This is a genomic window from Cellvibrio mixtus subsp. mixtus J3-8 (assembly GCF_000766945.1).
In the GTDB taxonomy this organism is placed as follows: Bacteria; Pseudomonadota; Gammaproteobacteria; order Pseudomonadales; family Cellvibrionaceae; genus Cellvibrio; species Cellvibrio mixtus_A.
The window spans coordinates 130,985-157,818 of record NZ_KN266207.1; the positions used below are offsets into that span (position 1 = coordinate 130,985).

A 26,834-nucleotide genomic window follows, 5' to 3' on the forward strand; every position below is an offset into this window, starting at 1 on the left:
AACCATTGTCCAAAATGTGATCAATGTGCCAAATTTCTATAACTACATGAATTAGGCTTCAAGAAAATGCGAATAAAGCCGACAAATTGACTATGAATTGTGAATATCAGGTGCAGTTATGGTTTATTTAGGTCCAATTACTCCCAGGCCGCAGCCGGTAAAAAACCCGGCAAGACCGACCAGTATTACCCCGGTGCGTGCCTATGCCAGCGATCAACATGGCATTGATGTCGATGCTGCTCCGGCGATCGGTGTTGGGCCTCCCGGTGGTGTTGAGCGGCGTAAACAGGATCGTCGCAGTAAGTCGGGAGAGCATTTAGTGGAAACCCGGGCCGGTAAAGATCGCCGCAAATCGCCCAAACCCAGCATTAATATTTCTATCTAGATTTAAGTATTTTTACGGGCACAGACTTGAACGCGGGTGTTTTACTGCGTGGGTCATGTGTAGTCGCAATCAATACATTCGCCTCCGGATAATAGGCCATCAAATTTCCTCGCGGTAAATCAAAGCCAACCGCTTTCACCGCAGGCATAGTCCCATGCATGGATGCAATGTCTATGAGTGTTCCCGATTCAATTCCCAGCTCTTTCATATCCTCATTATTCATTAATACAGACCAGCGTGAGTCCGTACCTCTGTAAGAATCACTTTCTTCGTAAATGATTGAATTAAATTGCCCCTCGCTACGGATACTGGCGAGCATAAATGGAAATTCGGTGTTTTCAATGATGGTGCGAAGTGAATGGGTTTTAAATTGGGCTTTTTGATTTTTGGTGTGGAATACCGCTTTATCAAGAAGACGGTTTTTAATGGTAAATTCCTGTTTGGTTTCTTCAATATCTTTTAGATTTTCCAATCCCGGAATTGTTTTTGCGATAGCAGCGCGAATTGAATTATGTTTTTTAAATTGCTGGAAATGATACGCCGCGGCAGGTAATAACCGGATACCTAATTCACATAAAATTTCCACTTCCGGTTTTACATTGTGTAATCGATCTATGCCGCCATCACTCAAGCGTACATAGTTAAACATCGATTCCTGCGTTGTTGGTTGCCATTCTTCATCTCGCGCAGTGACTGGCAAAATCAACGCTTCACTATTTTCTACACCATTGATGTGGCCGGCGTTGAGTGTCGTTGTTAAGTAAACTTTGAATGGAATTTTATCCAGCGCTGTACGTGCCCAATCAGTATTGGGAGTTGCGGAAAACAAATTGCCGCCCATGATTAATGCAGCATTTATTTTTCCATTGAAAGCTGCGTGCAAGCAGGCGAGTGTATCCATACCAGGCGTGCGTGGTAACCGGATATTCAGCTGCTGTTCCAGCTTTTCCAATACATCTTCTGCCAACACCGGTTTAACGCCGACAGTGCCAATACCTTGCACGTTGCTGTGGCCGCGCAAGGGCAATAATCCGGCTGCTGGTTTACCAATCATCCCGCGCAGTAATGCAAGGTTCGCAATAGCTTCTACATTTTCAACGCCGTTCAGGTGATGGGTAATCCCCATTCCCCAGGCAAAAATAGCCCGTTCGGATTTCGCATATGCATTGGCGAGTTGCATAATTTTTTCTTGCGCTACGCCACAATGATTGACGATTGTTTGCCAATCAGTATTTTCCAATTCCTGTTTAAATACATAGAAATCGTCGGTGTGTTGCGCAATAAAGCCGGAATCGATTTGCTGGTTTTCAATTAATGCTTTGGCGATACCGTTTAATAATGCCAGGTCGCTACCAATTTTGGGTTGCACATATTCCGATGCAATCCAGGTGCCGCCACTTAACATGGATTTTGCGCTTTTTGGAACGGCGAAACGTACCAACCCGGGTTCTTTCGCTGGGTTAATAACGATGACTTGCCCGCCTCGTTCACGACAATTCTTTAATTGATGCACAAAGCGTGGATGATTGGATGCCGGGTTTGCTCCGATCACAAAAATGCAATCGCAATTGCCTACGTCCTCCAGCGATACGGTGGCAGTACCGGTGCCTATCACATTGTATAAACCAACGCCGGTTGCTTGGTGGCAATAATAGGAGCAGTTATTGACATTGTTGGTACCGTAAAGTCGTGCGAGCAATTGCAGTACAAATCCTGCTTCATTGGATGAGCGGCCGGATGAATAAAAAAAACTGTGGTCAGGGCTGGTTCCGGAAAATGCTCCAGCCATTTTGTCGAGTGCAAATGCCCAGGTGACGGGGGTGTATTTATCGGTGTCGGCACTTTTGAATAACGGCGTATTGAGTCGACCCAAATGCTCCAGCTCATATGCGCTCAGTTGTTTGAAATCTTCCAGTGTGTGCGCGAATAAATCCTCCGGAATAGGCAGTTGGATATCAGTTGATTGTGCCTGGATACTTTTATTGCAAACTGAAGGGAATTCATCTTTTTCGTTAGTCATTCCCCCGCGTTGCCCGCCCATCCCCAAGCCGCAAGCCTTGCACGTATTTTTACTATTTAATGCTTTAGCGGAATTCAACAGGCCGATGCGGGCAACTGTCTTGAGTGTATAAAGTACTTTTTTGGGGCCACCGCCGACTATGGTGATGGCTTCGGTGGTAGAGGTATCTTTGGTTGACATAATTTCATCGCATGCCGGAATATTTTTTGGAGGGTAGGTGGGAATGTTCATGATTGCAATACGTCAAATGGCGGCAATTTTTATCAGATTAGGCCGGATTTGCTGAATCGCCTGATAACACTGGTGTTTTTATAGGCACCACCTACAAATGTTTACATTCATTTTCCCGTTGAGTGAATAAGCTGCGGCGCCGCAAAAATTTATTGGTTTTTTTAATTAATGAGGTTGTTGGAATGTATTTTAGATGGCTCGTTGGTATTGTTTTTGTATTGTTGCTGGGGGGATGTAAAGACGTGTTGAACAAGCCATTGGAAGGGCAGGAGGATGATTTATCACGTTATGTGTTTGTAGGAAATTGGGTGGCGGAAGATAAAAATATTCGGCTTGAGTTGAAAAAAACTGATAAATCCGGCTGGTATCAGTTTACTGTACAAGAGCCCGAACGTTTGGTTGAAGGAAAGGTAAAGGTTGCAGGGTTCAAACGTAAACTTGCGGTGAGTGTAGAAATGGCCAGCCTCCGGGTTAACGGTGAGCCATTGGTGCGTGATGATAAGCAAGCGTATTTTCTGGTTGGCGTTTACTACGATGATGATGAATTACGTATTGCGCCGGCTGATATGGGAAAGTTTGAGCGCAATTTCTCCGATTACTTTTTTGCTGTTCCTATTGAAACCGCCGCCTTCTGTATTAGAGGTAATGAGAATTGCAAGAAAACGTTTACCTCCGGCAATCTTCTGGTCTCTAAAAATCGCCGCAAATTTAACGAGGACTTTGTTAAGCATTTCAGGACGGTTTTTCCTCGTAGTGAGTCCATTGTTTTCATTCCTGCCTCGTAATGGCCATTCGGTGTAGCAAATCGGGTTATCGAAATATTTGTTAGGGCTAACATTGATGTCGGTACCCGAGAAATTTCCAGTTGTCATCAAAATATGTTTGACAGCGCTGTCATGAGGTTTTAAAGTAATCACAGTTGATTGAATATCGGTCTTAAAAAACTTCATTAAGTCCAGTTTTAAATCGTTAAATGGTCTCTCACCGTCGATGTCTGGTTGATGCATCGACGTCTCCCTCTTGCCCTCTGAGTTTCAGAGGGCTTTTTTTAATTTCCCGTTTTGATTTGGCTGTTAGCGTAATCACGCCGTGTTTTACTGCACGTGGACAGATGTTTCATTCCCATCATAATTCTTGCGCTCCTGACTAGGTTATTCAGTGCTTAGCTGGCATAATCGACGCCCCGAATTTTCCGGGTTTGCCCTGGGCAGTGTTCAAGGGTGGGCCCTCGTGGCGAGCCAGGCCGTTATGGCTTAAGGCGCGCTTTCCTGTCAGCTAGAGGATTACCATGAAGCCAGCCGTAAAACCCCGTAACCCCAATTTCTCATCTGGCCCTTGTAGCAAGCGTCCAGGCTATAGCCTTGATCAACTTGATATTTCCACCCTCGGCCGTTCGCATCGTTCAACCATTGGTAAAACAGCACTGCAACGTGCATGTGACGATACTGCCGAGCTACTCGGTTTGCCGGAAGGTTATCGTGTAGGTGTGGTTCCCGGTTCTGATACCGGTGCGGTGGAGATGGCGATGTGGTCTTTGCTGGGCGCGCGCGGCGTGGATATCCTGCAATGGGAATCGTTCGGTAAAGGCTGGTTGAGCGATGCCACCAAAGAATTGAAATTGACCGTCAATGCCCATGAAGCGGATTACGGTTTACTGCCGGATTTGTCCAAAGTAAATTTTGATAACGATGTAATTTTCACCTGGAACGGCACCACTTCCGGTGTGAAAGTGCCCAACGGCGACTGGATTCCCGCAGACCGTAAAGGCCTGACTATTTGCGATGCAACGTCTGCGGTGTTCGCCATGGACCTGCCATGGGACAAGCTCGACGTAATTACCTATAGCTGGCAAAAAGTGCTCGGCGGCGAAGGGGCACACGGTATGTTGATCCTGAGTCCGCGTGCGGTTGAGCGTCTGGAAACTTATAAGCCAAGCTGGCCGATGCCAAAATTGTTCCGCATGACCAGCGGCGGAAAATTGCAGGAAGGTATTTTCAAAGGCGACACTATCAACACGCCATCCATGCTGGCTGTTGCTGATTATCTGGATGCACTGGATTGGGTTCGCTCTATCGGTGGTGTAAAAGAAACTATCGCTCGTTCCAATGCCAACCTGGACGTGTTGAAGCGATTTGTTGCTGCCAATGACTGGATCGATTTTTTGGCACAGACTCCGGAAACCCTGTCAAATACCAGCGTGTGTTTCACCCTGAAAGCAACGCCGGATCAGGTAAAAGCCTTGATCAAACTGCTGGATAAAGAAGGCGTAGCTTATGATATTGGCGCTTACCGCGATGCCCCGCCTGGCTTGCGTTTCTGGGCCGGTGCAACGGTTGGTGCGGAAGATCTTGAAGCTGTTTTACCTTGGCTGACCTGGGCTTATAACGAAGTCACGGCCGCTTGATATTGATTGATGTAACGACTCAGGCCGTGTTTTTACACGGCCTTTTTGTTAGCAGATTTGAGGAAGAAGCTCATGTTTAAAATAAAAACTTACAACGCAATTTCTGTAAAGGGCCTTAATCGTTTTCCGCGCGAGAACTATGAGGTTGCCAGCGATATCGGAGCTCCCGATGCCTATATTCTTCGCAGCCATAAATTGCATGGCGAATCACTCCCTGAATCAGTAAAGGCAGTTGCCCGTGCCGGTGCTGGTACTAACAATGTTCCGGTTGATGAATACACTAAAAAAGGTGTTGTGGTGTTTAACTCACCCGGTGCAAACGCTAATGCCGTTAAAGAGTTGGTATTGGCTGGTATGTTATTGGGATCGCGTGGCATCGTTTCCGGCATGAATTATGTGAATGGTTTGACTCACATGACTGATGCCGATGAAATGTCCAAGCTGCTTGAAAAAGAAAAATCCAATTTTGCTGGAATGGAACTTCAGGGAAAAACCCTGGGTATTGTTGGCTTGGGGGCAATTGGTTCATTGATTGCTGACGCGGCACTTGCGTTGGGTATGAATGTGGTGGGTTTCGATCCCGCATTATCTGTAGAAGCTGCATGGCGTTTGCCAAACCAGGTTGGCCGCATGGAAAACCTGCAATCATTATTAGCTCGCTCTGACTACATCACCTTGCATGTGCCTGCGATTCCTGCAACCAAACATTTGATCAATGCTGACACTTTAAAAGTGTGCAAAAAGGGCGCGGTGTTGCTGAATTTTGCGCGTGAGGCGATTGTGGATGCGCATGCGGTAGTTGAGAGCCTGGATGCCGGTCATTTGGGTAAATACATTTGCGATTTCCCCGAGCCGATCCTGCTCAACCGCAATGATGTTCTGGCGATGCCGCACATCGGCGCCAGCACTGAAGAGGCAGAAGAAAACTGCGCGATTATGGCTGCGGATCAATTGGTGGATTACCTGGAAAACGGTAATATCAAAAATTCCGTGAATTTCCCGGCGGTGTCTATGGACCGCAACCAGAATATTGGTGCGCGTATTACATTCTCCAATGAGAATGTGTCCGGTGTTCTTGGACATGTGCTTTCCGTGCTGGCAGATAATAAAGTCAACGTGATCGATATGGTTAATAAAAGCCGTGGCGATGTTGCGTACAATATTATCGATGTTGAGCAAGCCCCGGCTGCAAGCGTCATCAGCGCGCTGGCTAAAGTTGAGCACGTGATCGCGGTGCGTGTGATTTAATTTTTATCGTAACATTCAAAAAAATTCGGGAGCAGGGTAGATGTATAAACTGGTCTTCTTTGTTCCCGAATCCCACCTTGAACTTGTAAAAACTGCTGTTTTTTCCGCCGGGGCCGGGCGCATTGGCAATTACGACCAGTGTTGTTGGCAAGTGCCAGGTGTTGGCCAGTTTCATCCACTGGCAAATGCGAACCCTTACATTGGTAGTGTCGGTAAGCTTGAGGTCTTGCATGAATATCGTGTTGAGATGGTTTGTGCTGATGAGTTTATTCAAGATGCAGTAGCCGCTCTTCGGGTTGCACATCCCTATGAGGAGCCAGCTTTTGATGTCTTCTACCTTACCGATGTGGAGACGCATAGATGAGTTTGTCTCTATTTAAGATGCTTTCCGCGGAATTGTCCGACTCTCTACGCGCTGATATCGGCCAGTCTCATGCAGCTGTCATCCTGTTATTAAGCCGCGGCGATAACCCTGCATTGCTTTTTACTAAACGTGCATTGCATTTGCGCAATCATCCGGGGGAAGTTTGTTTTCCGGGGGGTATGCGTGAACCCGGGGATATTAATTTATTAGCGACTGCTTTGCGTGAGATGGAGGAAGAGATTGGCCTCCCTGCGCATGAGGTGCAAGTGCTTGGTCGATTGCCTGAAGCATATACGCGTGTCGGAACCCGGGTAACACCTTTTGTCGCGAGTTTCGATGCGAGTTATCCGCTGGTTGCTGCGCTATCGGAACTTGATTCTATTTTTATGGTGCCGCTGTCGCTATTTGAGCAAGGAATTATGGTCCGTGAAGATGTCTTCGAACGAGAAGGTCGCAGTTATACAATTCCCGTCTACCATTATCAGGGATATGAAATATGGGGATTCACAGCAGCAGTTACTGCCCGTTTTTTGCGCCTGGTGGCTAAAGCTAATGATTCAAAACTGATAAATAATTCATAACTTTTGGTTCTTTGTTGCGGCATCGACTGGATTATTTGACATAAGAGATTCAACTGGGCAAAGTTACATGCCAATGCCCCTTATCCTGGTGTGGGCGATAATAATTATCAACCAGTAAGTGACTGGATTTTCACTATATTATTTCTCGATGGGCTTTGTCCCGGTGGTTAAGGATGAGCAATTACCAGACACCTCTACGCGATATTAACTTCACACTTTTCGAGCTATTGGACTATGCGGGACATTGTTCCCTTATTGGTCAACCGGCATTGGACTCCGAACTGGCGAATGCATTTTTGACAGAAGCAGCGCGTTTTTCTGAAACTGTACTTGCCCCCCTCGGTCCACTGGGCGATAGAGCCGGTTGCCAGCTTATCGATGGAAAAGTAATCACGCCACCCGGTTTTAAAGAAGCCTATCAGCAGTATTGTGACGCGGGTTGGCCCACGCTGTCGCGTTCTGGCCTATATGGCGGGCAAGGTCTTCCGCAATCTCTGGGAATTGTGCTAAGCGAAATCCTGGGTACGCCCAATTGGGCATGGGGTATGTATGTGGGGTTATCGCAAGGGGCGATGCATACCATCGAAACTCACGGAAGCCAGCGCCAGAAGCAGCAATATTTGCCGTCGCTTATTTCAGGGCGTTGGACCGGGACCATGTGCCTGACCGAGTCACAAGCCGGTAGCGATTTGGGATTGCTTAAAACCAAAGCTGAAATTTGTGCTGATGGTAGTTATAAAATTACCGGTACCAAGATTTTTATCTCATCTGGCGATCATGACCTCGCTGAAAATATCGTGCACATCGTCCTTGCCCGCTTGCCGGATGCCCCCCAGGGAACCAAGGGGATTTCGTTATTTGTAGTCCCCAAAATTCTTGTTAACGACTCAGGCGAATTACTGGAGCGGAATAAAATTCATTGTTCTGCCATCGAACATAAAATGGGGATTCACGGCAATGCGACTTGCGTATTGAATTTTGACGGCGCTATTGGCTGGCTCCTGGGTGATGTTAATAAAGGCCTGAACCAGATGTTCACCTTTATGAATCTCGCACGGATAGGTTCCGGACTACAAGGGCTTGCCCATGGGGAACTGGGATATCAGATTGCACGTCGCTACGCCCGTGAGCGTTTACAAGCGCGCTCGGCCAATGGGCCCAAGCATCCGGACAAAGCCGCTGACCCGATTATTGTTCATCCCGATGTGCGCCGTATGTTACTCACACAGAAGGTTTTGGTAGAAGGGATTCGCATGCTTTGTTACTTTGCGACCTTGAAAATGGATTTAAGCCAACATTCTGTAGAGCTTCCGGGGCGCGATAATGCGACAGATTTGCTGGGTATATTAACTCCCATCGTAAAGGCATTCAGTACAGAGGTTGGCTTCGAGTCTGCCAATCTTGCCGTGCAATGTTTAGGTGGGCACGGTTATATTCGAGAATGGGGTCTGGAACAAAACCTGCGCGATTGCCGCATTGCTACTCTTTATGAAGGTACTACCGGTATTCAGGCGCTGGATTTGCTCGGCCGTAAAATCATTGGTTCCGGCGGTAAAACACTGGTTATGCTAGCTACTGAAATTGCAGATTTTTGCATCGATTGTGCAAATAGTGAACAGTTGGCGCAACATGTCACGCAATTAGCTACACTCAATCAGGAGTGGCAACAATTAGGTTTGGATATTGCGGCCAAGGCGCAGGAAAACCCGGATGAAATCGGAGCAGCAGCGGTGGATTATCTGATGTATTCGGGCTATCTTGTGCTCGCTTATTTATGGCTCCGGGCAGAAAAAGTTGCGCGTATGCAATTGGTATTAGCTGCGGAAGATGCGAATTTTTATAAGGCCAAGCTGGCCTCGGCTGATTTTTATTTTGCGCGCATTTTACCGCGTACGGCAGGATTAGTTCAGGCAATTAAGTCGGGTGCCGATAATTTAATGAATTTACCTGATGATAGTTTCTAAACGATTTACCATAACAATAGTGGAGATACCTACATGTCGCTGAATTACGACAGAACTCTCGCGGAAGTATTTGCGCAATCCTGTAAACAATTCGCGGACTGTAAAGCATTCACTTGTATGGGGCACACGTTGACCTATGCCGAATTGGATCATCTCTCCGGACGTTTTGCTGCTTATTTGCAACAGCACACCCAATTACAACCGGGTGACAGAATTGCGGTGCAGCTGCCTAATGTTTTGCAATATCCCGTTGTAGTTTTCGGTGCGTTGCGTGCTGGCCTCGTGGTTGTTAATACCAATCCGCTTTATACGCCGCATGAAATAAAACACCAATTGAATGATTCAGGTGCGAAAGCACTGATTGTGTTGGCAAATATTGCCAAGAACGCTGCCGCGATTATTGGTGAAACAAAAGTAGAGCAAGTCATTGTGACGGAGCTAGCTGATTTGCATCCGCCAGTGAAACGCATCTTGTTGAATTTCGCGGTTAAATATTTGAAAAAACTGGTTCCACCTTTTTCATTCCCGCAACAAATTTCTTTAAATAAAGCCTTGTCTTTGCCCTCAAAACCATGGCAGCCAGTACCTCAAACTCCAGACGATATTGCGGTATTACAATACACTGGCGGAACTACTGGTGTAGCAAAAGGTGCGATGCTTACTCACCGCAACCTTGTGGCGAACATGGCGCAGTTGAATGAGCGGATGAAAAATGTTTTTCGCCCCAAACAGGAAATTTACGTAGCACCATTGCCGTTGTACCACATATATTCTTTTACTATTCACTGCACATCAGCAGTGGAACTGGGTAACCATAGTTTATTAATTCCTAACCCCCGTGATATTCCCGGTTTCGTAAAGACCTTACAGCGCAACCCATTCACTTTTTTTGTAGGATTAAATACGTTATTCAATGCGCTGATGCGCAATCCTGATTTTGCCAGGCTGGATTTCAGTAACCTGCGTTTAACGTGTTCGGGCGGAATGGCCCTAACGGCGGAAACGGCACGGCATTGGTTGGAGGTCACCAAGGCACCTATCAGTGAAGGTTATGGTTTAACCGAAACCTCGCCTGTAGTATCTAATAATCCGCTGGAAAATGTACAGCATGGCACTGTTGGTTTGCCGCTGATTGATACAGAAACCAAAGTTATTGATGAACACAACAATAGTCTTCCAAGTGGTGAGGCGGGAGAGTTGTGTGTGCGTGGCCCGCAAGTGATGAAAGGTTACTGGCAGCGTCCCGATGCTACCGCTGAAGTCATTGATAGTGAGGGCTGGTTCAAAACGGGTGATATTGCGGTAATCCAACCGGATGGATTTATAAAAATTGTTGATCGCAAAAAAGACATGATCAACGTTAGCGGTTTTAAAGTGTTTCCCAATGAAGTTGAAGATGCATTAAGCAATCATCCTGATATTGTTGAGGTTGCAATTGTCGGTGTGCCAGATGGTGAAGGCAGTGAAATTGTTAAAGCATTTATTGTCACTGCTAATGAATCTCTAACCATTGAGCAAGTGCGCAAATATGCCAAGGAAACCCTAACCGCCTATAAGGTTCCCCATTTAATTGAGTTTCGTAAGGAATTGCCGAAAACCAACGTCGGAAAGATTTTACGACGTGAATTGCGCGATCAGGAAATTGCAAAAAACGCCAAGAAGTAATTTATGAAACGCGCGTTGATCCTTTCGGGCGGCGGCGCTCGCGCTGCTTATCAGGTTGGGGTATTAAAAGCGTTGGCGGAAATCCTGCCAGACGATATTGAAAATCCTTTTCCCATTATTTGCGGTACATCTGCCGGCGCAATTAATGCTTTGGCAATTGCTGCGCACCCCGGTAATTTCAAGGCTGCCGTTAACGGGCTTGCAGCTATGTGGCAGAGCCTGGAAATAGGGCAGGTGTATTTGCATGGATGGACCGATATTTTTAAAGGGCTCGCTTATCTTGGCTTCTCCCTGATGAATGAAGGTATGGGGCGACGCAGACCGCTGTCCTTACTGGATAATGGTCCGCTCTGGAATTTACTGGGCTCCAAAATTAATTTTGAAAACCTTAATGGTGCGATTAATTCAGGCAAGCTGCTCGCCGTTAGTATTTCGGCCATGGGTTATACATCGGGCCATTCGGTAAGTTTTTTTCAAGGGCATCCTGATTTGCAAGGTTGGAATCGTTACCGTCGTGCCGGTGTTCCAACTCATTTACGCTTGGAGCATTTACTCGCATCCTCTGCAATTCCCACTATTTTTCCGGCGGTACGCATTAATCGCGAATATTTTGGCGATGGGGCTTTACGCCAGCTCGCGCCAATGAGCCCGGCGTTACACCTTGGGGCGGATTCTTTATTTGTAATTGGTGTGAGTGGCAATCGCACGGCAGTGAAAGCCAATCGACGCGTTCCGCATCGACATTCTCCTTCAATGGGGCAGATTGTTGGCCATTTGTTTAATAGCGCATTTGTGGATGCAATGGAAAGCGATCTGGAACATTTGGAACGTATGAACCATTTGCTTAAATTAATTCCCGAAGAGCAACGGATTAAAGAGGGAATTTATTTGCGCCCGGTAGAAAATATGGTGATTTCACCATCATCACCTATTGATAGCATTGCGGGGCGTAACGTGCGCTACTTACCTAAAAGCCTGCGCTTTTTTATGCGGGCAACGGGTTCTACCGCAAAAGGTGGTGGTGCCACAGCAGCGAGTTATTTATTGTTTTCCCAGGAATTTATTACTGAGCTAATTGAGCTTGGGCGGGCAGATACATTAGTTGAGGCTGAGAAAATACATACTTTCTTTGCCAACAAGTAAATTGGAAATTATGTAACGCAACTGAAAACGCCGCTATCAAGCGGCGTTTTGTTTTCACATCAAGCGCGACGCCTGAACAAGGGTAATGGTTGATCCACAGATGCCTGGTAGTATTCCTGGAAATCCTGTAACGATTTAACAGCATCTTCCAGGTTGGTTTCCGGATTGGCAAACGCGAAGGCATTAACACCGCACCGACGCAGGTAGCAAAGTTGATCGCGAATAAAATTACCTACCGCGCGCAACTCGCCAGTAAAACCATAGCGCTCACGCAACAAACGTGCAGTAGAGAATGAGCGGCCATCCATAAATAATGGAAAATTCACACCGATCACCGCAAAACGATTGGCCTCTGCGCCGATTAATTCAGCACTGTCATCACTATCCAGCCACACACCAATATCAGCTCGCGTTTGCAATGTTTCTTTTTGCGCGAGCCATGTGCCAACAGGAATAATCACCTGGCCAGCCGGTACTTCCAATGCAGCAATATCTCCTTCAGGCTTGGCGATAAAGATCCAGGTGTTTTCAACAATCGAACCGTCTTTAATTAGCTTTGGCATACACTTTCTCCTTGAAGGGAGCTGCGCCTATACGGCGATAGGTATCAATAAACAATTCTTCCTGGGTGCGGTTAACCAGGTATACATCAACCAGTTTTTGGATCACGGTTGGCATATCTTCAGCGCTAAAGGATGGGCCAAGCACATCGCCGAGCGATGCATCATTACTTGCACTACCACCCAATTGCACTTGATAAAACTCTTTGCCCGCTTTATCCACACCCAGAATTCCGATATGGCCAACGTGATGGTGACCGCAGGCATTCATACAACCGGAAATATTCAGGTCGATATCACCCAAATCGTAAACGTAATCCAGATCGTCAAACTGACGCTGGATTGCTTCAGCGATAGGGATGGATTTGGCGTTGGCGAGCGAGCAGAAATCACCACCGGGGCAACAAATAATATCGGTAATTGTGCCGATGTTCGGCGTTGCGAAACCAGCGGCTTTGGCTTTTTGCCACAGATTAAACAGCTCGGTTTTCTTCACATCCGCGAGCACGATATTTTGCTCATGCGTTGTACGCGCTTCACTAAAACTGAATTCATCAGCGAGGTTAGCGATGATCTCCAATTGCGAATCGGTGATATCACCGGGAGCAACGCCAGTTGGTTTTAATGAGAGCGTAACTGCTGCATAGCCAGGGATTTTGTGTTCACGGACATTGCGTTGCAGCCATTTGCTAAACGCAACACTATCAGCGGCTTGCGCATCAACTACAGCCTGGGCAGCGGAGTTATCTATCGTTTCGTAAGCTGGCGCAGTAAAGAAACCTTTTGCACGTTCAATTTCAGTGCGAGTCAGTTTGTTGCTGCCATCTTTCAAATGTTGCCATTCGTCTTCTACTTTCTGTGCAAAAACTTCTGGCGTTAATGCGCGTACCAAAATTTTGATACGGGCTTTGTATTTGTTATCGCGGCGACCATACAGGTTATACACGCGCAAAATGGCTTCAAGGTAGGACAGCAAATCTTCTTCCGGCAGGAAGTTGCGAATCGCAACACCGATTACCGGCGTACGGCCCAAACCACCACCAACAAAGACTTTAAAGCCCACTTCACCTTTATCATTAAATACCACTTGCAACCCGATATCATGCACTTGTACTGCGGCACGATCCCGGGTTGAACCTGTTACTGCAATTTTGAATTTGCGTGGCAGGAAGGCGAATTCCGGATGGAAGCTGGACCATTGGCGAATAATTTCGCAGTAGGGACGCGGATCGATAATTTCATCCGGCGCAACCCCGGCAAACTGGTCTGATGTAGTGTTGCGGATGCAGTTACCACTGGATTGGGTACCATGCATGCCAACATCGGCCAACTCCGACAAAATATCAGGAACCTCGGTCAGGTCAGGCCAGTTGTACTGGATGTTTTGGCGAGTACTGACATGGCAGTAGCCTTTGTCGTAAAAGCGGGCAATATGGGCCAGCTTGCGGATTTGGGTGGAATTGATCATGCCGTAGGGCACGTTAATTCTCAGCATCGGGGCCAAACGTTGCACATACAGGCCATTTTGCAAGCGCAATGGCAAGAATTGTTCCGGCGGAAGCTCGCCCGCCAGAAAGCGTTCGGTTTGACCACGGAATTGGGCGATACGCTGACGCAAAATGCTGTTGTCGTACTCGTCGTAGATGTACATGTAACTAGATACCTATCTAATGTTAAGAAGTCATCGAGGGCTAATGCCTGGCTCCATCGAAGACAAAGGATAACGGCCACCACGGAATGGCACTGTAGGCTAATAATCGGAGGCGCGCAGGATACAGGAAAAGCGGCTCACCAGCGAGTTTGTGGCGGCAAAATAGCAGCAGGGAATCCGGATGGGAATAATCCGTTGAGTCTAAGCTTGTTCCGGCAAGTTATGATCCGCGCCGTTACTGGGCTTGGGCTGGTATCATGCCCTTATTGATTTTTTTTCTTTATCTTAGCTATTTTACTTATGCATGCCGATCCCGACCAACTATTCATCCTGCCTCCTTGCGATGGCGATATCCAGATTCTGCGCAAGGAACGGGATTTCTTACTGATTAACAAGCCGGCTCGCTTGTTAAGTGTTCCTGGTCGTCACCCGCAAAATCGCGACTCGGTGATAAGTCGTTTACAGGTCGATTACGAGACGGCAACCATTGTTCATCGCCTGGATTTTGATACGTCGGGAGTAATGGTTATTCCGCTTAATAAGGCTGCCTTGTCACATATTAGCAAGCAGTTTCAGGCACGTACGGTTAGCAAACACTATATCGCCATAGTAGCGGGGTTAATTAAAGAAGACCAAGGCACTATTAATTTGCCCATCGCGGCAGCTGAGGGACCCCGGTATAAAATTTGCCACGAATCGGGTAAGCCTTCGGTTACTGAATACCGGGTGTTAACCCGCGATAATGAAGCTGGAGTAACCCGCGTTTTACTGCATCCGATTACCGGTCGATCACATCAATTGCGTTTGCATTTACAAGCCATGGGGCATCCCATCCTGGGTTGCGAGTTCTACGGCGGGGAGTTTGCAGCGGCTGCCGATCGACTTTTGCTGCACGCGACAGATTTATGTTTTGCCCATCCAGCGACTAATGAATCAGTATTTATTGCGTGTGAACCAGATTTTTAGCGCTAAAAGTACTTAGGACAATTTCATTTTTTATTTTCCAATGTAAATTCCCGTTAAGTTGTTACCCATAAGTCCTAATTGGTTTGACAACGTTGTCCTTTGCGCGAAAATGTCTTTTCTAAACACAATCGCAAGGGCGATACTGGAGCGAAGCAATGAATAAAAAAATAATCCTGACTGGTTTAGTGGCTGCAAGCATAGGGTTTGCAGGTTGCGACTCCGGTAAAAACAAACCTGATAATACCCAAGCCGCCAATACCCAACCGGAGCCTGTTGCCTCGGCGCCGATATTTTTTGATGATTTTAGTTATGGCGATTTGGCCGCCTTTCACAATAATGGCTGGAAAGTGAGAACTGAAACTGGTCACCCGGGTATTGCAGGTGCTACCTGGTCAGCGGAAGGTTTGTCTTTTCATCAGGATATTGCCGGCGCAGAGAATGGCGCGATTCGTATGAGTTCGGTGACTGGTGGCAAGGGTGAAAATACTCGCCATACCCAGTTCTGCCATGCGCGTAAATATCGCGAAGGCACTTATGCTGCACGCGTCTTTTTCCGCGATGAACCCAGCTATGGGCCTGATGGCGATGAAGTAATCCAGACGTTCTATGCAATCAGTCCATTGAAGGCACCGATGGATAAAAATTATAGCGAAACCGATTTTGAATATTTACCCAATGGTGGCTGGGGCGAAAATACAGTTCCGGCAATGTGGACTACCAGCTGGGATACGTTCCAGTTAGAGCCCTGGACCAAAGTTAATGAATACACACGCAAGGCTGGTAGTTATGCGGGGTGGCGTACCTTGGTGCTGACCGTTACCGATAATAAAGTGATTTATTATGTGGACGGGCAATTATTTTCCGAGCACACCAGTGCGGTTTATCCGGAAGATTTCATGTCCATCAATTTCAACCTATGGTTTATGCCAAAAGGTGCCGATGGTTCGCAAGGCCCGGTGGATTCACCCGAGTTGCGTGAATACCAGGAGGATATTGACTGGGTATTTTTCCGTGAAGGCGTAGCTTTATCAACGGCAGAAGTTGAAACGCTGGTGAATGGTTATCGCACAAATAAAGTGGCTTTTATTGACAATGTTAAAGAGCAGAACCCCGCATTGCCTTCGCCTTGCGGTTTATAAAATCTGGTTTTGATTGCTATCAAAAAGCCTGTCAGTCATTGCGCACTGGCAGGCTTTTTTATTTGCGTTGACGATGCCACCAATACCCCGCCATAGCAATCAAAACACATCCTAAAATAATTTTCCAAAGAAGGGTTTTCAACGGTAAATGGGTGTCTTGTGATATTGAATCGTAAACCGGCCGGTTTTCTCGCGAGTCGTTAATACTGATAACTGCTAGCGAACTCTTCGCAAAACTGGATGAGTGTTGATTTAATACCGGCTCATTGATATCCAGAGGCAGATTTTTACTTAAGGGTAACGAGCTGCGAGCATACGAAGAGGTCTTGATCGAATTTTCTGATGTGCTGGTAGGAGTCAGCGTGCCTCGTTCGGGGAAATAATATTTCCGATAAAACTCTTCACTGTCTTCTTCCCAAAGCTGATGAATATCCCGTGTATAAAAATCCAGCGCATCAGTGGGAGAGGGTTTTCCCCGGGAGCGTTTGATGGAATCAAAAATACTTTTCAGTCGCTGATAATCATTGGTTTCCATCACTGCAAATGAGTTTTCATCGCCAATCCAGTGATCACCAAGATGCAAAGTCTGTACGGTTTGGTGATTAACAAGCAAGAATGAATCGTGTGGTTGCAATGAATTAAGATCAAGTGTCATACCCGCATGTGCAGATTGCATGTCTGCAATATATTTGCTGACAATAGTAAAGCTAAGTACGAATGCGTTTTGCGGGTCATGGCGATCCGGCCGCTGAAGGATATGACCGCCATCGTCGACTTTTATAATCAGGGCAACAGATCTGGCATAGTCAAATTTATTTGTAGTGATGTTGGTGTTCGTTTCGGTATTTGCGAATAGCTGAGTGGATAGGATTAGCAGGCAAATAAGTGTTATCAAATGCATGACCACGCAGAATTTCCCAGCTTTTTGTTGTGTACTAGCGCTGCCATCGTGATGTTGCAGGCAGCGCTTATTGTTGGTGCTTTATTAATGCTCTGACGCTTCTGCCGCACCAATTCCTGTTTGCGAACGAACAAATTGTTTATCAAAGGCGTCTTGTTCGGTTTTTGCTGTTGCGGAATTATCCAGCAACGAGAAAATCCAGATACCAATAAACGCCACGCTCACCGAGAAAATCGCCGGGTATTTGTAAGGGAAAATAGCTTCCTTGTTACCGAAAGCATCTACCCATACTGTCGGGCCAATAAATACCAATACCACAGCAGTTAATAACCCTAACGAGCCGCCGATCACCGCCCCGCGTGTAGTGAGTTTGCGCCAGTACATACTGAGCAATAAAATTGGAAAATTAGCGCTGGCAGCAACACAGAAGGCGAGTCCGACCATAAATGCAACGTTTTGGTTTTCAAATACGATACCCAGCAAGACTGCAATTACACCAAGGGTAATGGTTGCAATACGTGAAGCGCGCATTTCTTTTTGCTCATTACGCTCACCTTTCAGAACCAGTGTGGAATAAAGATCGTGGGAAATTGCACTGGAGCCTGCGAGTGTCAAACCGGACACCACAGCGAGAATAGTGGCGAAGGCGACAGCAGAAATAAAACCAAGTAATAAATCTCCGCCCACTGCTTGTGATAAGTGAATTGCTGCCATATTGGTTCCACCATTTAATGCACCGTTGGTGAAATATTCAGGATGGGATGTAAGCAATACAATCGCACCGAAACCAATAATAAAAGTAAGGATATAAAAATATCCAATAAATCCGGTTGCATAAAATACCGAGCGGCGAGCTTGTACCGCATCGCGAACGGTAAAGAAACGCATCAGAATATGCGGCAAGCCAGCAGTACCAAACATCAATGCCATTCCTAATGAAATAGCAGAAATAGGGTCAGAGACCAATGTGCCTGGGGCCATGATCGCATCACCTTTGCTATGGACTTTGACGGCTTCGGCAAACATATTTTCAAAGCTGAAACCAAAGTGCACCATCACCAATATGGCCATAAGGGTTGCGCCGGATAGCAACAAAATGGCTTTAATCAATTGCACCCAGGTAGTGGCGAGCATACCGCCAAACGTTACATACAATGTCATCAATACGCCGACGATAATGACGGCAGTTTCATATTGCATTCCAAATAATAATTCGATGAGTTTTCCGGCGCCGACCATTTGTGCGATCAAATAAAAAATCACAGTAACGAGCGAACCACTCGCAGCGAGTATGCGAATGGGTTTCTGTTGTAAACGAAAAGAGGCAACATCGGCAAAGGTATACTTGCCTAGATTTCGTAACGGTTCGGCAATTAGCAATAACACCAGAGGCCAGCCGACTAAAAATCCGATCGCGTAAATTAATCCATCAAACCCGGATAAATACACCAGGCCTGCAATCCCGAGGAATGAAGCTGCAGACATATAATCGCCTGCAATTGCCAATCCGTTCTGGAAACCGGTAATACCACCACCCGCGGCATAAAAGTCTTTGGTGGTTTTCGTACGTTTGGATGCCCAAACCGTAATGCCCAGCGTGAGCACCACGAATAGAACAAACATTAAAATGGCAGAATCAGGAGCCATGCTGTTTGATTGTGCGAGTACGGGCATGCTGACCGTTGCAATCATTAATAAAAGCAGGCGTGAAAAAATATTTATCATTTCAATGCCTCCGCTTTTTTGATAATCGCCTGATTTAAAGGCTCAAGTACACGGTTGGCGTAATACACATAAATACCGGTAATAATAAAACACAGCAGGATGATGCCCAGGCCAAGTGCAATACCCAGTGAAGTTACTCCCGTGCCAATGGGGCTGCCCAACGATTCGGGAATAAAACCGATTGCCAGAATCAACGCAAAATACGCTGAAATAATGACGATGGAGAGCGGCCACATAATTTTTTTACGGGCGCGGGTTAGGGCCGCGTACTCCGGCCACTGCCGGATAATTTCAGTATGGTTCATAGGTTTCCCTGTTCTTTATGGGTTTTAGTGCAGGTAATAATTGGGTTGTGAGGCGGCCTTGTGTTACCGCGATCTATCTATTTTTGTTATCGCTGTTGGTACCGCAGGTTTGGGCGGGTAGGGAATTCTAGCAGCCATTACGCTGCTACAGGAATAGTGCTGCGGGGGAATTAACGCCGATTTATACCGGGTTTTGCAGCGCGGTTTTTCTAAATCCAGCCCTTTTGACGAGCGATGCGGGCGGCATCTACACGATTAACTGCGTGAAGCTTGGCAATAGCTTCAGAGAGATAATTACGCACGGTACCTTCAGACAAACAAAGTACAGTGGCGATTTCCGCTGTGGTTTTGCCTTCTGCTGCCAACCTCAAGGCACGGCGCTCTTTGTCATTTAATGGGTCCGCTTCACCTAAAGCCATCATTGCCAACTCACCATCAATAACACGTTTACCTTCCACCACTTTATAGATGGCTTCAATAAGTTGTTCGGATGGTGCATCTTTTAATAAGAAGCCAGCGACACCCATATCAATCGCACGGCGAATATAACCGGAGCGCCCGAAGGTGGTGATGATAATGGTTTTTGTGTGCAGCTTTTGTTGCAGGACCCATTGCGCCAACTCCAAACCGGAACGGCCGGGCATTTCAATATCGGTCAATAATATGTCGTAACTATTTTGTTTCATTAGCAACCATGCGCGATCACCGTCTTCCGCCTGGGTAATTTCAAAACCGGTTTCCATTCCTAATAGTGCCGCCAACGCACCACGCACCATCGATTGATCTTCAGCTAATAAAATTTTCATTGTTATATATGACTCTTAACGGTGTAGCTCGCGCGTGGGTAATGAAATAATAAATTCACAACCCTTGTGAATAGAGGATTGCAAATCGCCTGCTAGCGCATGCAACCGCTCTTGAATTCCTTGCAACCCGTTGCCGGGTGTTAACGATGTAACTTCACCATTGTCACGCATTTTTACCTGGATTTTATCGCATGCTTTACTGAACTCTATTTGGCAATGGTTACCTTTACTGTGACGCAAAATATTGGTGGTTAGTTCAGTCAGTGCGAGAATTATCGCTGTTTCCGCACGGGGTGATAATTGCGGAATATCGCCGTTCAACTCTACGACAAAGCCTTTTTGTCTCAGCCGCTCACACAATTCCATCACTTCACCGGAAAGACCACGATGCTTGTAGCCAGAAACAGTTTGGCGCACCAGGCTTAAGCTGTTTCGTGCAATCTGATGCAGTTCTGATAAGTGTTGTTGTACGGATTCATGTTTTTCTTGCTTCAATAATTTTTCTGCCAGTTCGGCTTTTAACGCGATGCTCGACAGTGTGTGCCCCAAAATATCGTGCAGGTCGCGCGCAATGCGTTCACGCTCTGCGATTACGGCAAGCTGTTCAATTTCCTGATGGCTTTTTAATAAATTTGAACGCGCATCCATTCGCATACGTTCAACATATCCAATAATTCCGATTGAAATTAAACCCGAGAGCGCCGGAAATGCAAAAAATGGAAATGGATAATTAAATTGATAATGCAGGAATAAAATCAGGCCGACCAAGACAGTGGTAATCGCTAGCCATGTTTTGGTCCGGTAGGAAAAACCAATCACAAACCCGACGTAAGAAAAAAATGTACTGGAGCCGGGAGAGTAGGGCGTAATAATAATCGCCAGCAAAACAATAGCGGTTACCGGTTTCCATATATGTTGCGGCTTTGATTGAATGGCCCAAATATAGAATGCAACGAATAGGAGGTAGGCCCCGATAAACAGTCCCAGTTTGAATTCGTGCCAAGGCATGTAATAGAGCGGGACAAAATACCAAAGGCTGAAAATCAACCATACCCAGGATTTGGCGGAGTGTAGTGAGCCGGGGCATTGTTCTGGCCGGTGGTGCATAAAGGGATACCTGAATTGATCAGCGTGGGATGTGAAAAATCTATTATGAACTCATAGCCCTGCAGACTTAAATATTCCACGCCTTAATGTGTAGCAATTAGTGTGGCCCAAACCGGGGATCAAAACTATCTATGCCCGTCATCATTCGGACGTGACAAATGTCAGACAAATAAATAATTTACAGATTACTTTTTTTGTATTATTTTGATATCTAAATGATATCAATCAGTAAGTCAAAAAAGGAGAAAATCGTGGTTAATGAAACCGAAGCGCGCAGTGGGTCAGGATATTTTCTGTTGGTGGTATTGCTTATTCTCCAATTGGCCAGCGGGAGCGCCATATTCTTTTTGCCAGGTTTTATAAAAATCGCGGCGATTCTGGCTGCCATCCTTATTTTTATCTGCTGGTTTGGGTTTTATATGGTACAGCCCAATCAGGGAAAAGTACTGCAACTGTTTGGTCAGTACGCCGGAACTGATCGTACAAATGGTTTACGCTGGGCCAACCCGCTGTATTCCAAGCAATCTGTGAGTTTGCGTGTACGTAACTTTGAGTCAGGGCGTTTGAAAGTAAATGATGCGAATGGCAATCCCATTGAAATTGCGGCGGTTATTGTGTGGAAGGTAGTCGATACGGCCGAAGCAGTATTTGAGGTGGATGACTATGAAAACTACGTAACCATCCAAAGTGAAGCGGCGTTGCGCAATCTTGCTACCACCTATCCCTATGAACATGACGCTGAAGATGAGCGCCTATCGTTGCGAAGTGATTCTAATGTGATTGCCCAGAAATTAAAAAATGAAGTGCAGGATCGCTTGCAAAAAGCAGGTGTGGATGTGCTTGAGGCGCGCTTGAGTCATTTGGCTTATGCACCGGAAATTGCCCAGGCAATGTTGCAACGCCAGCAAGCCAGTGCTGTATTGGCAGCGCGCAAAATTATTGTGCAGGGGGCTGTAGGAATGGTGAGTGATGCCCTGGAGCAATTAACGGCTTTGGATGTGGTAGAGCTGGATGCAGAGCGCAAGGCTGCCATGGTGAGTAATTTACTGGTGGTGCTGTGCGGTGATCAACAAGCAAAACCTGTTATTAATACCGGCACCATTTATTCGTAACAGGTTATTGTTATGACTAAAAAATCATTTCCTCTGCGAATTAATGAACAAGTTATTGCTGCAATGCAACGCTGGGCAGACGATGACTTGCGTAGCCTTAATGCGCAAATTGAATTTGTCCTGCGCGATGCGTTGGTAAAAAACGGGCGGGTAAAGCTTGTGCAGAAGGTTATCACCGATATAGAACAGCTGGGGAGTGATGAGGCTGGCGAGGAAGCAGTGTGACTATATGGTCTATATGGTTTTATAGTTGTTTTTAAACGGGTTAAATAACAGAACAGCAACACCTGTTGCTGTTCTTCATGTCTTCTTTATTAAATAAAGTATTCCGGATGTTCTTGAGGAATGACTTCCAGAATATTGTACACATCCTTTAAATGCACGCTCATTGCTGCTGCAGACTTTTCTGCTGAACCCGCTTTAATTGCCTTGGTAATCGCCGCATGTTGGCTGAGCACGCGTTTGTATTGTCCGCTAACATGCAAGCTTAAATTACGTACGCGATCCATGTGTGCCTTTTCAGCTTCTATTAGAGTCGCTGCGCGTGGATATTGGGTAAAACTTGCCAGGGTTTGATGGAACTGATCATCCAGGTTCTGAAAGGCGAGCGCGTCATCATCAGCCGCTGCTGTTTTTTGATCGACGATAATTTTTTCACAAGCTTCTACGGCTTCTTCGCGAATACTTTCATTAGCATTAGCTGCCAATTGCGTGACAACTGCTACCTCCAGTGCTTCGCGGATGAAACGTGCTTCCAGGATTTTTTCCATGCTGAATTTGGTCACATAGGTGCCGCGTTGGGGAAGCACCTCTACAAAACCAATATTGGAAAGCTGGATTAGCGCCTCACGCACCGGTGTGCGACTAACACCGAATTGTTGGGCGAGGGCGGTTTCGGAAATCATCTGGCCTGGTAGCAATTCCATGCTGATGATGGCATCGCGCACAAAACCAAAAATCTGACTGGCTGCCGGTCGGTCATACGACAAACCCTTGGAATCCGGGCGCATATTAATTAGAGGCTGTTTAGCCACGTTAAATCTCCTTCAGTAATGAAGCCTGCGAATGTTATTGATACGGTCTGGTGCCATCAAACCCTAAAACAGATTGTGCCTTGTTATGTGCGCAAAGGCTATTTGTCAGGGAAAATAACCGGATTGTATGGTTTGGGGCGTTGGCTCACGCGGCTTCCCTTGTTGTATTTGCAGCATAGCGATAATCAGGATTTTGAGTGAAGGGGAAAGCAAACACCCTATGTTAAATCATATGCCAATACCAGGGAATTTATGGTTATCAATAAAAATGGAATCATCTGCAAAACAAATGAAAAAATCTTAAAGTCATAATGACAAAAAGCTTGACCCACTAGTATGCAAGGGGTAGGATTCATTCAATGTTTGCTGAAACGTCGCCGATGGTTCAGTAAACAGGGGTTGTGTTTGACCTTATTCTGGCGGAGTTTTTCCGCCAGTTTTTTGAGCTTGTAGTTCTCCCTGTACATTTTTGACCTCTCCCTTTAGCAGCCCGTTTTGGGCTGCTTTTTTATGTGGGTGATTGCACTAAAACACCCGGATTAAATTAGCAGCCTGCTGTTTACTTGCAGGTATAAAAAAGCGAGCCTGGAATTAACCGGACTCGCTTTTTTTTGCTGTGCTGATTATGGTTATTTGTTCATGCTGTGTTGGCGAATCTGGTTGAATCGTGCGAAGAGTGGAGAATATATTTCTCCAGGGACTCCACCCAGTCCAATCCATTCGATCAGTAACGGTTCAAATTGCGAATCCCTTTGTCCCAAACCTTGCTGTAATTGCTGCACTTGATAATTCATGCGTAAAGATTTATCGCTTTCAGGTGTTTCAATTCCGGCAAAAACTTCAGCGCGAATGGTGAGTATGCGAAGTAAATTGGCGTTATGGGCTTGGTCATCAGCCTGTATCGCATCTGCTTTGGCCAGTCGTTGTTGAACTGCACTCAGTGTGCCTGCAGGCCAGCGTGAAATATTTGCGATACGATTTTCCAACTCTGCTTTTTGCGCAGCCAGGTTCTCTGGGGCAGCACTATTGATAACCTCTACTTCATAAGCGCGAATTGCGTCCAAAATATTGAATAAATCGACCCAGCGTTGCGCTTCTGCCTGATGGCGTGCGCTGTCACGTTTGGCTGCTATAGCGTTCAAACTGTTGGTGAATTTTTGTTGCGCAGGTTTTGTGGCTTCTTTGGGTAAATCCAGGGTAGAAAACTCATTTTTCAGGTTTTCAATTTCTTCTTTGGCATTATTGATTTGCTCTAATGATTGCTCTGCTAATTGATTTAACTGCGCAATAATTTCCTCAGCCCGGGTGGTAATAGCCTGCCGCTGCTCTTTGGCTGCTTCAAAAGCCTCGCTGCGTTTGGCGAATACAGCATCGCAATGTTTGCGAAACTCTTGCCAGAGTTGATGATCTTCTCTAGGCCAGCTTTTACCAATAGTTTTCCATTGACCTTGAAGAAGCTTGATTTGTTCGGCGGCTGTACGTGAGTCGTTGCTATTGCTTAGCGCTTCTGCTTGTTCAATTAATTGCTGCTTGGCGATTTTATTGCTTTCATGTTCATGAGTGATTTTGCCAAAGAGTTGTTCCATCAGGCCTTCAAACTCTTTTTGCAAATCATTGCCGGCCTTACGCGGTACAGGCCAGTAGTTTTGCCATTCAGCGCGGGCCGTTTTTAATGTTTGTTCCACATCTTTCCATACCGCGTTAGCAAAATCGTAACCATTGAGGTATTGATGCAATTGGGATACAAGCTCACGTCGTTTAATTAAATTGGCTTCACGTTCAGCTGCCTGGGCTTCGAAGAACTCTTTGCAAGGTGCATAGGCAAGCGCAGATGCTTGTTGGAATTGTTGCCAAAGGTCATCATCCTGTTGTTGCGCACCTTTACTGACTTCCTTCCAGCTGTCCTGTAAGTCGTGAATACGTGTTGCCAATGCCTCCGGATTTATTTGATTGTTTGCAAGGGCGCGCATTTGTTCAATCAACGCTTCTTTTTTTGGGGTTACTGCAAACTCATGCCAATCACCTAGCTTGATCAGTTGGGCTTCAAAGTCATCGACTTTTGCCTGGATTGCTTTTGGTAATTCCTGCGTAAAGTTTGTTAATTGCTCGCGCTTTTCCTGCAATTCTTTTTGGATTGCACGCGCTTTACGCACGAAACCCTGCTCGGCAGCCCACAGCCCTTTGCGCACCAGTTCGTTGAATTCACGCAATGCATTTTTAGCGGCTTGCTCAGTTTGGTTGCGTTCGGCAAAGAATGCGTTAATTTTATTTTTGGCTTGCTCTAATGCTTCGGGAATATCATCTCCCATGTCTTTGGCTAATTTTGTAAATTGTTGCAATTTATATTGGGCCTGCTTTATCAGATCTGCATCACTCGCTTGTTCTAATGCCTGATTGAGCTGGGTAATTGTTCCTGATGTTTTAATTTGGTCGATCAGGTTCAGGGTTTGTTGTTTGCGGTGTTCAAATTCCCTTGTCAGCTTATCCAATGGTAATTGGCGGTTGGCTGCAAGGCGCACAGCGTTGTTCAATTCCTGGATTTTCAATTCGTAATTCGCATTGAGCAAATCGTCGATATGGGCATGACGATATATATTGGTTGTCAATTCCTTCAAACTTATTAGCGCTTCTTCCGCTAGCTGTTGTGCTTGCAGGTCTAACGTTTGTTTTTCTTCCTCATCGGCAATAGCTTGTGCGCGTGCTGTGATTTTTGCTTCGCAGGCTGCCAGGGCCTTATTAAATCGCTCCTGGCTGACGTGAGATAATGAGGGTAGGGTAGCCCATTCGTTTTGCAATACGGTTAATTTTGCTTTGAAGAGTGCATCTGCCTCCAGGTGCGAGTGGCGCTCCAGCTTTTCACAAATGCGCTGTGCAGTTACTTCCAATTCTGCTTGCTTTGCATCTTCTGCCTTAAAGATCTCCAATTTTGTTTTAACAATCTTAAAAACATTTTTATCTTTGGTTTTAACAGCCTTGGCTATTTGCTCAAGCACTTCACGAGTATGTAACTTTTCTGCGGCCGCCTGGCGCAATTGGCTGGTCGCACCATCTATCGCAAGCTTTAACAGTTCCTGTTCGTCATTGGTGTTTTCAACTACATCCAGCGTAATAACCGGCTTTGGTGGTTTAACTTCTGCAACAGGCAGAGGGATTGCTTTCACCGGTTCAACCTTGGGTTTGGCACCAAATAGTTTGCGTAATAATTTCATAATCGTGGCTCGTCGTTCATTGATGTTAAAAAACCTCTGTGTGAGCAGAGGTTTTCATAGGGAACTTACACTACTTGTTGTAATAGAATTTGTACCGGGTGCGGTAGTTTCACATTATCGATACGTTTGGTTTGGCTGCGACAGGAATAGCCTGTTGCGGTCAACTTGCCAGCATTGGCAGGGTTATTTACTACTTGTGACCAGGAAAGTGCATAGATTTTTCTGGAGGTTTGTGCATTGTCACTTTCATGTCCATAGGTACCTGCCATACCACAGCAACCGGTTTCGATAACTTTTAATTGTTGGCCAAGTTT

General features: G+C 46.1%; 23 protein-coding genes and 1 pseudogene. 13 read left to right on the top strand and 11 right to left on the bottom strand.

The genetic code is table 11. From position 1 onward, the window contains the following. Positions 1-118 precede the first annotated feature (118 nt). Positions 119-385, top strand: coding sequence for a hypothetical protein (locus A596_RS05670; protein WP_039913192.1), 267 nt, complete (start codon positions 119-121; stop codon positions 383-385). Here the strand turns inward: A596_RS05670 and A596_RS05675 are convergent. Beyond that, positions 378-2,585: an FdhF/YdeP family oxidoreductase gene (locus tag A596_RS05675; RefSeq protein ID WP_039914290.1), complete on the bottom strand. Its 2,208-nt coding sequence runs from the start codon at positions 2,583-2,585 to the stop codon at positions 378-380. The genes A596_RS05670 and A596_RS05675 overlap by 8 nt on opposite strands. A 203-nt stretch (positions 2,586-2,788) precedes the next feature. On the opposite strand from A596_RS05675, the gene A596_RS05680 reads away from it, so the two are divergent. From A596_RS05680 to A596_RS05715, 8 genes are all read left to right on the top strand, one after another. Continuing rightward, positions 2,789-3,421 (top strand): hypothetical protein, encoded by a 633-nt coding sequence (locus A596_RS05680; RefSeq protein ID WP_152600113.1) that lies wholly within the window; start codon positions 2,789-2,791, stop codon positions 3,419-3,421. 503 nt (positions 3,422-3,924) lie between these two features. Further along, positions 3,925-5,040 (top strand): phosphoserine transaminase, encoded by a 1,116-nt coding sequence (locus tag A596_RS05685; RefSeq protein ID WP_039913194.1) that lies wholly within the window; start codon positions 3,925-3,927, stop codon positions 5,038-5,040. A 72-nt stretch (positions 5,041-5,112) separates the two neighbouring features. Then, positions 5,113-6,288 (top strand): phosphoglycerate dehydrogenase, encoded by a 1,176-nt coding sequence (locus A596_RS05690; RefSeq protein WP_039913195.1) that lies wholly within the window; start codon positions 5,113-5,115, stop codon positions 6,286-6,288. Positions 6,289-6,328: 40 nt separating this feature from the next. Then, positions 6,329-6,652 carry a YqfO family protein gene (locus A596_RS05695; RefSeq protein ID WP_039913196.1) on the top strand — a complete coding sequence of 108 codons (324 nt, stop codon included), beginning with the start codon at positions 6,329-6,331 and terminating at the stop codon, positions 6,650-6,652. Next, positions 6,649-7,233: an NUDIX hydrolase gene (locus A596_RS05700; RefSeq protein ID WP_052417270.1), complete on the top strand. Its 585-nt coding sequence runs from the start codon at positions 6,649-6,651 to the stop codon at positions 7,231-7,233. The genes A596_RS05695 and A596_RS05700 overlap by 4 nt, the downstream gene beginning before the upstream one ends. A gap of 173 nt (positions 7,234-7,406) precedes the next feature. Continuing rightward, positions 7,407-9,197 carry an acyl-CoA dehydrogenase C-terminal domain-containing protein gene (locus A596_RS05705; RefSeq protein ID WP_039913197.1) on the top strand — a complete coding sequence of 597 codons (1,791 nt, stop codon included), beginning with the start codon at positions 7,407-7,409 and terminating at the stop codon, positions 9,195-9,197. Positions 9,198-9,230: 33 nt separating this feature from the next. Beyond that, on the top strand, positions 9,231-10,862 hold the full coding sequence (locus tag A596_RS05710; RefSeq protein WP_039913198.1) for an AMP-binding protein: 1,632 nt from the start codon (positions 9,231-9,233) through the stop codon (positions 10,860-10,862). Positions 10,863-10,865: 3 nt separating this feature from the next. Then, positions 10,866-12,005 (top strand): patatin-like phospholipase family protein, encoded by a 1,140-nt coding sequence (locus A596_RS05715; protein ID WP_039913200.1) that lies wholly within the window; start codon positions 10,866-10,868, stop codon positions 12,003-12,005. Between the two features lie 59 nt (positions 12,006-12,064). Here the strand turns inward: A596_RS05715 and A596_RS05720 are convergent, their stop codons facing one another. Together A596_RS05720 and A596_RS05725 are read right to left on the bottom strand one after the other, a co-directional pair. Beyond that, entirely contained in the window at positions 12,065-12,568 is a 504-nt protein-coding gene (locus A596_RS05720; RefSeq protein WP_039913201.1) for a DUF934 domain-containing protein, read from the bottom strand. Next, positions 12,552-14,216: a nitrite/sulfite reductase gene (locus A596_RS05725; protein ID WP_039913202.1), complete on the bottom strand. Its 1,665-nt coding sequence runs from the start codon at positions 14,214-14,216 to the stop codon at positions 12,552-12,554. The genes A596_RS05720 and A596_RS05725 overlap by 17 nt, the downstream gene beginning before the upstream one ends. A gap of 300 nt (positions 14,217-14,516) precedes the next feature. Between A596_RS05725 and A596_RS05730 the strand changes: the two genes are divergently transcribed. After that, the gene (locus A596_RS05730) at positions 14,517-15,182 is read left to right on the top strand and encodes an RluA family pseudouridine synthase (RefSeq protein ID WP_039913203.1); all 666 of its coding nucleotides are present in this window, start codon (positions 14,517-14,519) and stop codon (positions 15,180-15,182) included. A gap of 155 nt (positions 15,183-15,337) precedes the next feature. After that, positions 15,338-16,321: a glycoside hydrolase family 16 protein gene (locus A596_RS05735; protein ID WP_039913204.1), complete on the top strand. Its 984-nt coding sequence runs from the start codon at positions 15,338-15,340 to the stop codon at positions 16,319-16,321. Positions 16,322-16,379: 58 nt separating this feature from the next. Here A596_RS05735 and A596_RS05740 read toward each other — a convergent pair whose 3' ends face one another. The 5 genes from A596_RS05740 to A596_RS05760 form a co-directional block, all read right to left on the bottom strand. Next, positions 16,380-17,222 (bottom strand): hypothetical protein, encoded by an 843-nt coding sequence (locus A596_RS05740; protein ID WP_039913205.1) that lies wholly within the window; start codon positions 17,220-17,222, stop codon positions 16,380-16,382. Between the two features lie 84 nt (positions 17,223-17,306). Beyond that, positions 17,307-18,947: a cation acetate symporter gene (locus tag A596_RS05745; protein WP_039913206.1), complete on the bottom strand. Its 1,641-nt coding sequence runs from the start codon at positions 18,945-18,947 to the stop codon at positions 17,307-17,309. Next, positions 18,944-19,252: a DUF485 domain-containing protein gene (locus tag A596_RS05750; RefSeq protein WP_039913207.1), complete on the bottom strand. Its 309-nt coding sequence runs from the start codon at positions 19,250-19,252 to the stop codon at positions 18,944-18,946. Before A596_RS05750 ends, A596_RS05745 begins: the two co-directional genes overlap by 4 nt. A gap of 209 nt (positions 19,253-19,461) precedes the next feature. Continuing rightward, positions 19,462-20,058 (bottom strand): response regulator transcription factor, encoded by a 597-nt coding sequence (locus A596_RS05755; protein ID WP_039913208.1) that lies wholly within the window; start codon positions 20,056-20,058, stop codon positions 19,462-19,464. Positions 20,059-20,073: 15 nt separating this feature from the next. Continuing rightward, positions 20,074-21,165 carry an ATP-binding protein gene (locus A596_RS05760; protein WP_039913209.1) on the bottom strand — a complete coding sequence of 364 codons (1,092 nt, stop codon included), beginning with the start codon at positions 21,163-21,165 and terminating at the stop codon, positions 20,074-20,076. 251 nt (positions 21,166-21,416) lie between these two features. Between A596_RS05760 and A596_RS05765 the strand changes: the two genes are divergently transcribed. Both A596_RS05765 and A596_RS05770 read left to right on the top strand, forming a co-directional pair. Then, a complete protein-coding gene (locus A596_RS05765; protein ID WP_039913210.1) occupies positions 21,417-22,277 on the top strand; it encodes an SPFH domain-containing protein in 861 nt (286 codons plus the stop codon). A 12-nt stretch (positions 22,278-22,289) separates the two neighbouring features. Next, positions 22,290-22,502, top strand: a complete 213-nt coding sequence (locus tag A596_RS05770; protein ID WP_039913211.1) for a type II toxin-antitoxin system antitoxin — start codon at positions 22,290-22,292, stop codon at positions 22,500-22,502. A gap of 89 nt (positions 22,503-22,591) precedes the next feature. Here A596_RS05770 and A596_RS05775 read toward each other — a convergent pair whose 3' ends face one another. The 3 genes and pseudogenes from A596_RS05775 to A596_RS23465 all read right to left on the bottom strand — a co-directional run. Further along, a complete protein-coding gene (locus tag A596_RS05775; RefSeq protein ID WP_235425625.1) occupies positions 22,592-23,311 on the bottom strand; it encodes a GntR family transcriptional regulator in 720 nt (239 codons plus the stop codon). 629 nt (positions 23,312-23,940) lie between these two features. Then, positions 23,941-26,520: a DUF349 domain-containing protein gene (locus A596_RS05785; protein WP_039913214.1), complete on the bottom strand. Its 2,580-nt coding sequence runs from the start codon at positions 26,518-26,520 to the stop codon at positions 23,941-23,943. 65 nt (positions 26,521-26,585) lie between these two features. Continuing rightward, a pseudogene (locus A596_RS23465) lies at positions 26,586-26,834 on the bottom strand ((Fe-S)-binding protein); the annotation flags it as partial.

What these genes read in the sequence shown, in the direction of transcription:
- A596_RS05735 (WP_039913204.1), top strand. Translation starts at nt 15,338, where the DNA reads ATGAATAAAAAAATAATCCTGACTGGTTTAGTGGCTGCAAGCATAGGG.
- A596_RS05785 (WP_039913214.1), bottom strand. Translation starts at nt 26,520, where the DNA reads ATGAAATTATTACGCAAACTATTTGGTGCCAAACCCAAGGTTGAACCG.
- A596_RS05770 (WP_039913211.1), top strand. Translation starts at nt 22,290, where the DNA reads ATGACTAAAAAATCATTTCCTCTGCGAATTAATGAACAAGTTATTGCT.
- A596_RS05670 (WP_039913192.1), top strand. Translation starts at nt 119, where the DNA reads ATGGTTTATTTAGGTCCAATTACTCCCAGGCCGCAGCCGGTAAAAAAC.
- A596_RS05755 (WP_039913208.1), bottom strand. Translation starts at nt 20,058, where the DNA reads ATGAAAATTTTATTAGCTGAAGATCAATCGATGGTGCGTGGTGCGTTG.
- A596_RS05705 (WP_039913197.1), top strand. Translation starts at nt 7,407, where the DNA reads ATGAGCAATTACCAGACACCTCTACGCGATATTAACTTCACACTTTTC.
- A596_RS05685 (WP_039913194.1), top strand. Translation starts at nt 3,925, where the DNA reads ATGAAGCCAGCCGTAAAACCCCGTAACCCCAATTTCTCATCTGGCCCT.
- A596_RS05750 (WP_039913207.1), bottom strand. Translation starts at nt 19,252, where the DNA reads ATGAACCATACTGAAATTATCCGGCAGTGGCCGGAGTACGCGGCCCTA.
- A596_RS05730 (WP_039913203.1), top strand. Translation starts at nt 14,517, where the DNA reads ATGCATGCCGATCCCGACCAACTATTCATCCTGCCTCCTTGCGATGGC.
- A596_RS05690 (WP_039913195.1), top strand. Translation starts at nt 5,113, where the DNA reads ATGTTTAAAATAAAAACTTACAACGCAATTTCTGTAAAGGGCCTTAAT.
- A596_RS05700 (WP_052417270.1), top strand. Translation starts at nt 6,649, where the DNA reads ATGAGTTTGTCTCTATTTAAGATGCTTTCCGCGGAATTGTCCGACTCT.
- A596_RS05695 (WP_039913196.1), top strand. Translation starts at nt 6,329, where the DNA reads ATGTATAAACTGGTCTTCTTTGTTCCCGAATCCCACCTTGAACTTGTA.
- A596_RS05715 (WP_039913200.1), top strand. Translation starts at nt 10,866, where the DNA reads ATGAAACGCGCGTTGATCCTTTCGGGCGGCGGCGCTCGCGCTGCTTAT.
- A596_RS05675 (WP_039914290.1), bottom strand. Translation starts at nt 2,585, where the DNA reads ATGTCAACCAAAGATACCTCTACCACCGAAGCCATCACCATAGTCGGC.
- A596_RS05760 (WP_039913209.1), bottom strand. Translation starts at nt 21,165, where the DNA reads ATGCACCACCGGCCAGAACAATGCCCCGGCTCACTACACTCCGCCAAA.
- A596_RS05725 (WP_039913202.1), bottom strand. Translation starts at nt 14,216, where the DNA reads ATGTACATCTACGACGAGTACGACAACAGCATTTTGCGTCAGCGTATC.
- A596_RS05720 (WP_039913201.1), bottom strand. Translation starts at nt 12,568, where the DNA reads ATGCCAAAGCTAATTAAAGACGGTTCGATTGTTGAAAACACCTGGATC.
- A596_RS05740 (WP_039913205.1), bottom strand. Translation starts at nt 17,222, where the DNA reads ATGCATTTGATAACACTTATTTGCCTGCTAATCCTATCCACTCAGCTA.
- A596_RS05710 (WP_039913198.1), top strand. Translation starts at nt 9,231, where the DNA reads ATGTCGCTGAATTACGACAGAACTCTCGCGGAAGTATTTGCGCAATCC.
- A596_RS05745 (WP_039913206.1), bottom strand. Translation starts at nt 18,947, where the DNA reads ATGATAAATATTTTTTCACGCCTGCTTTTATTAATGATTGCAACGGTC.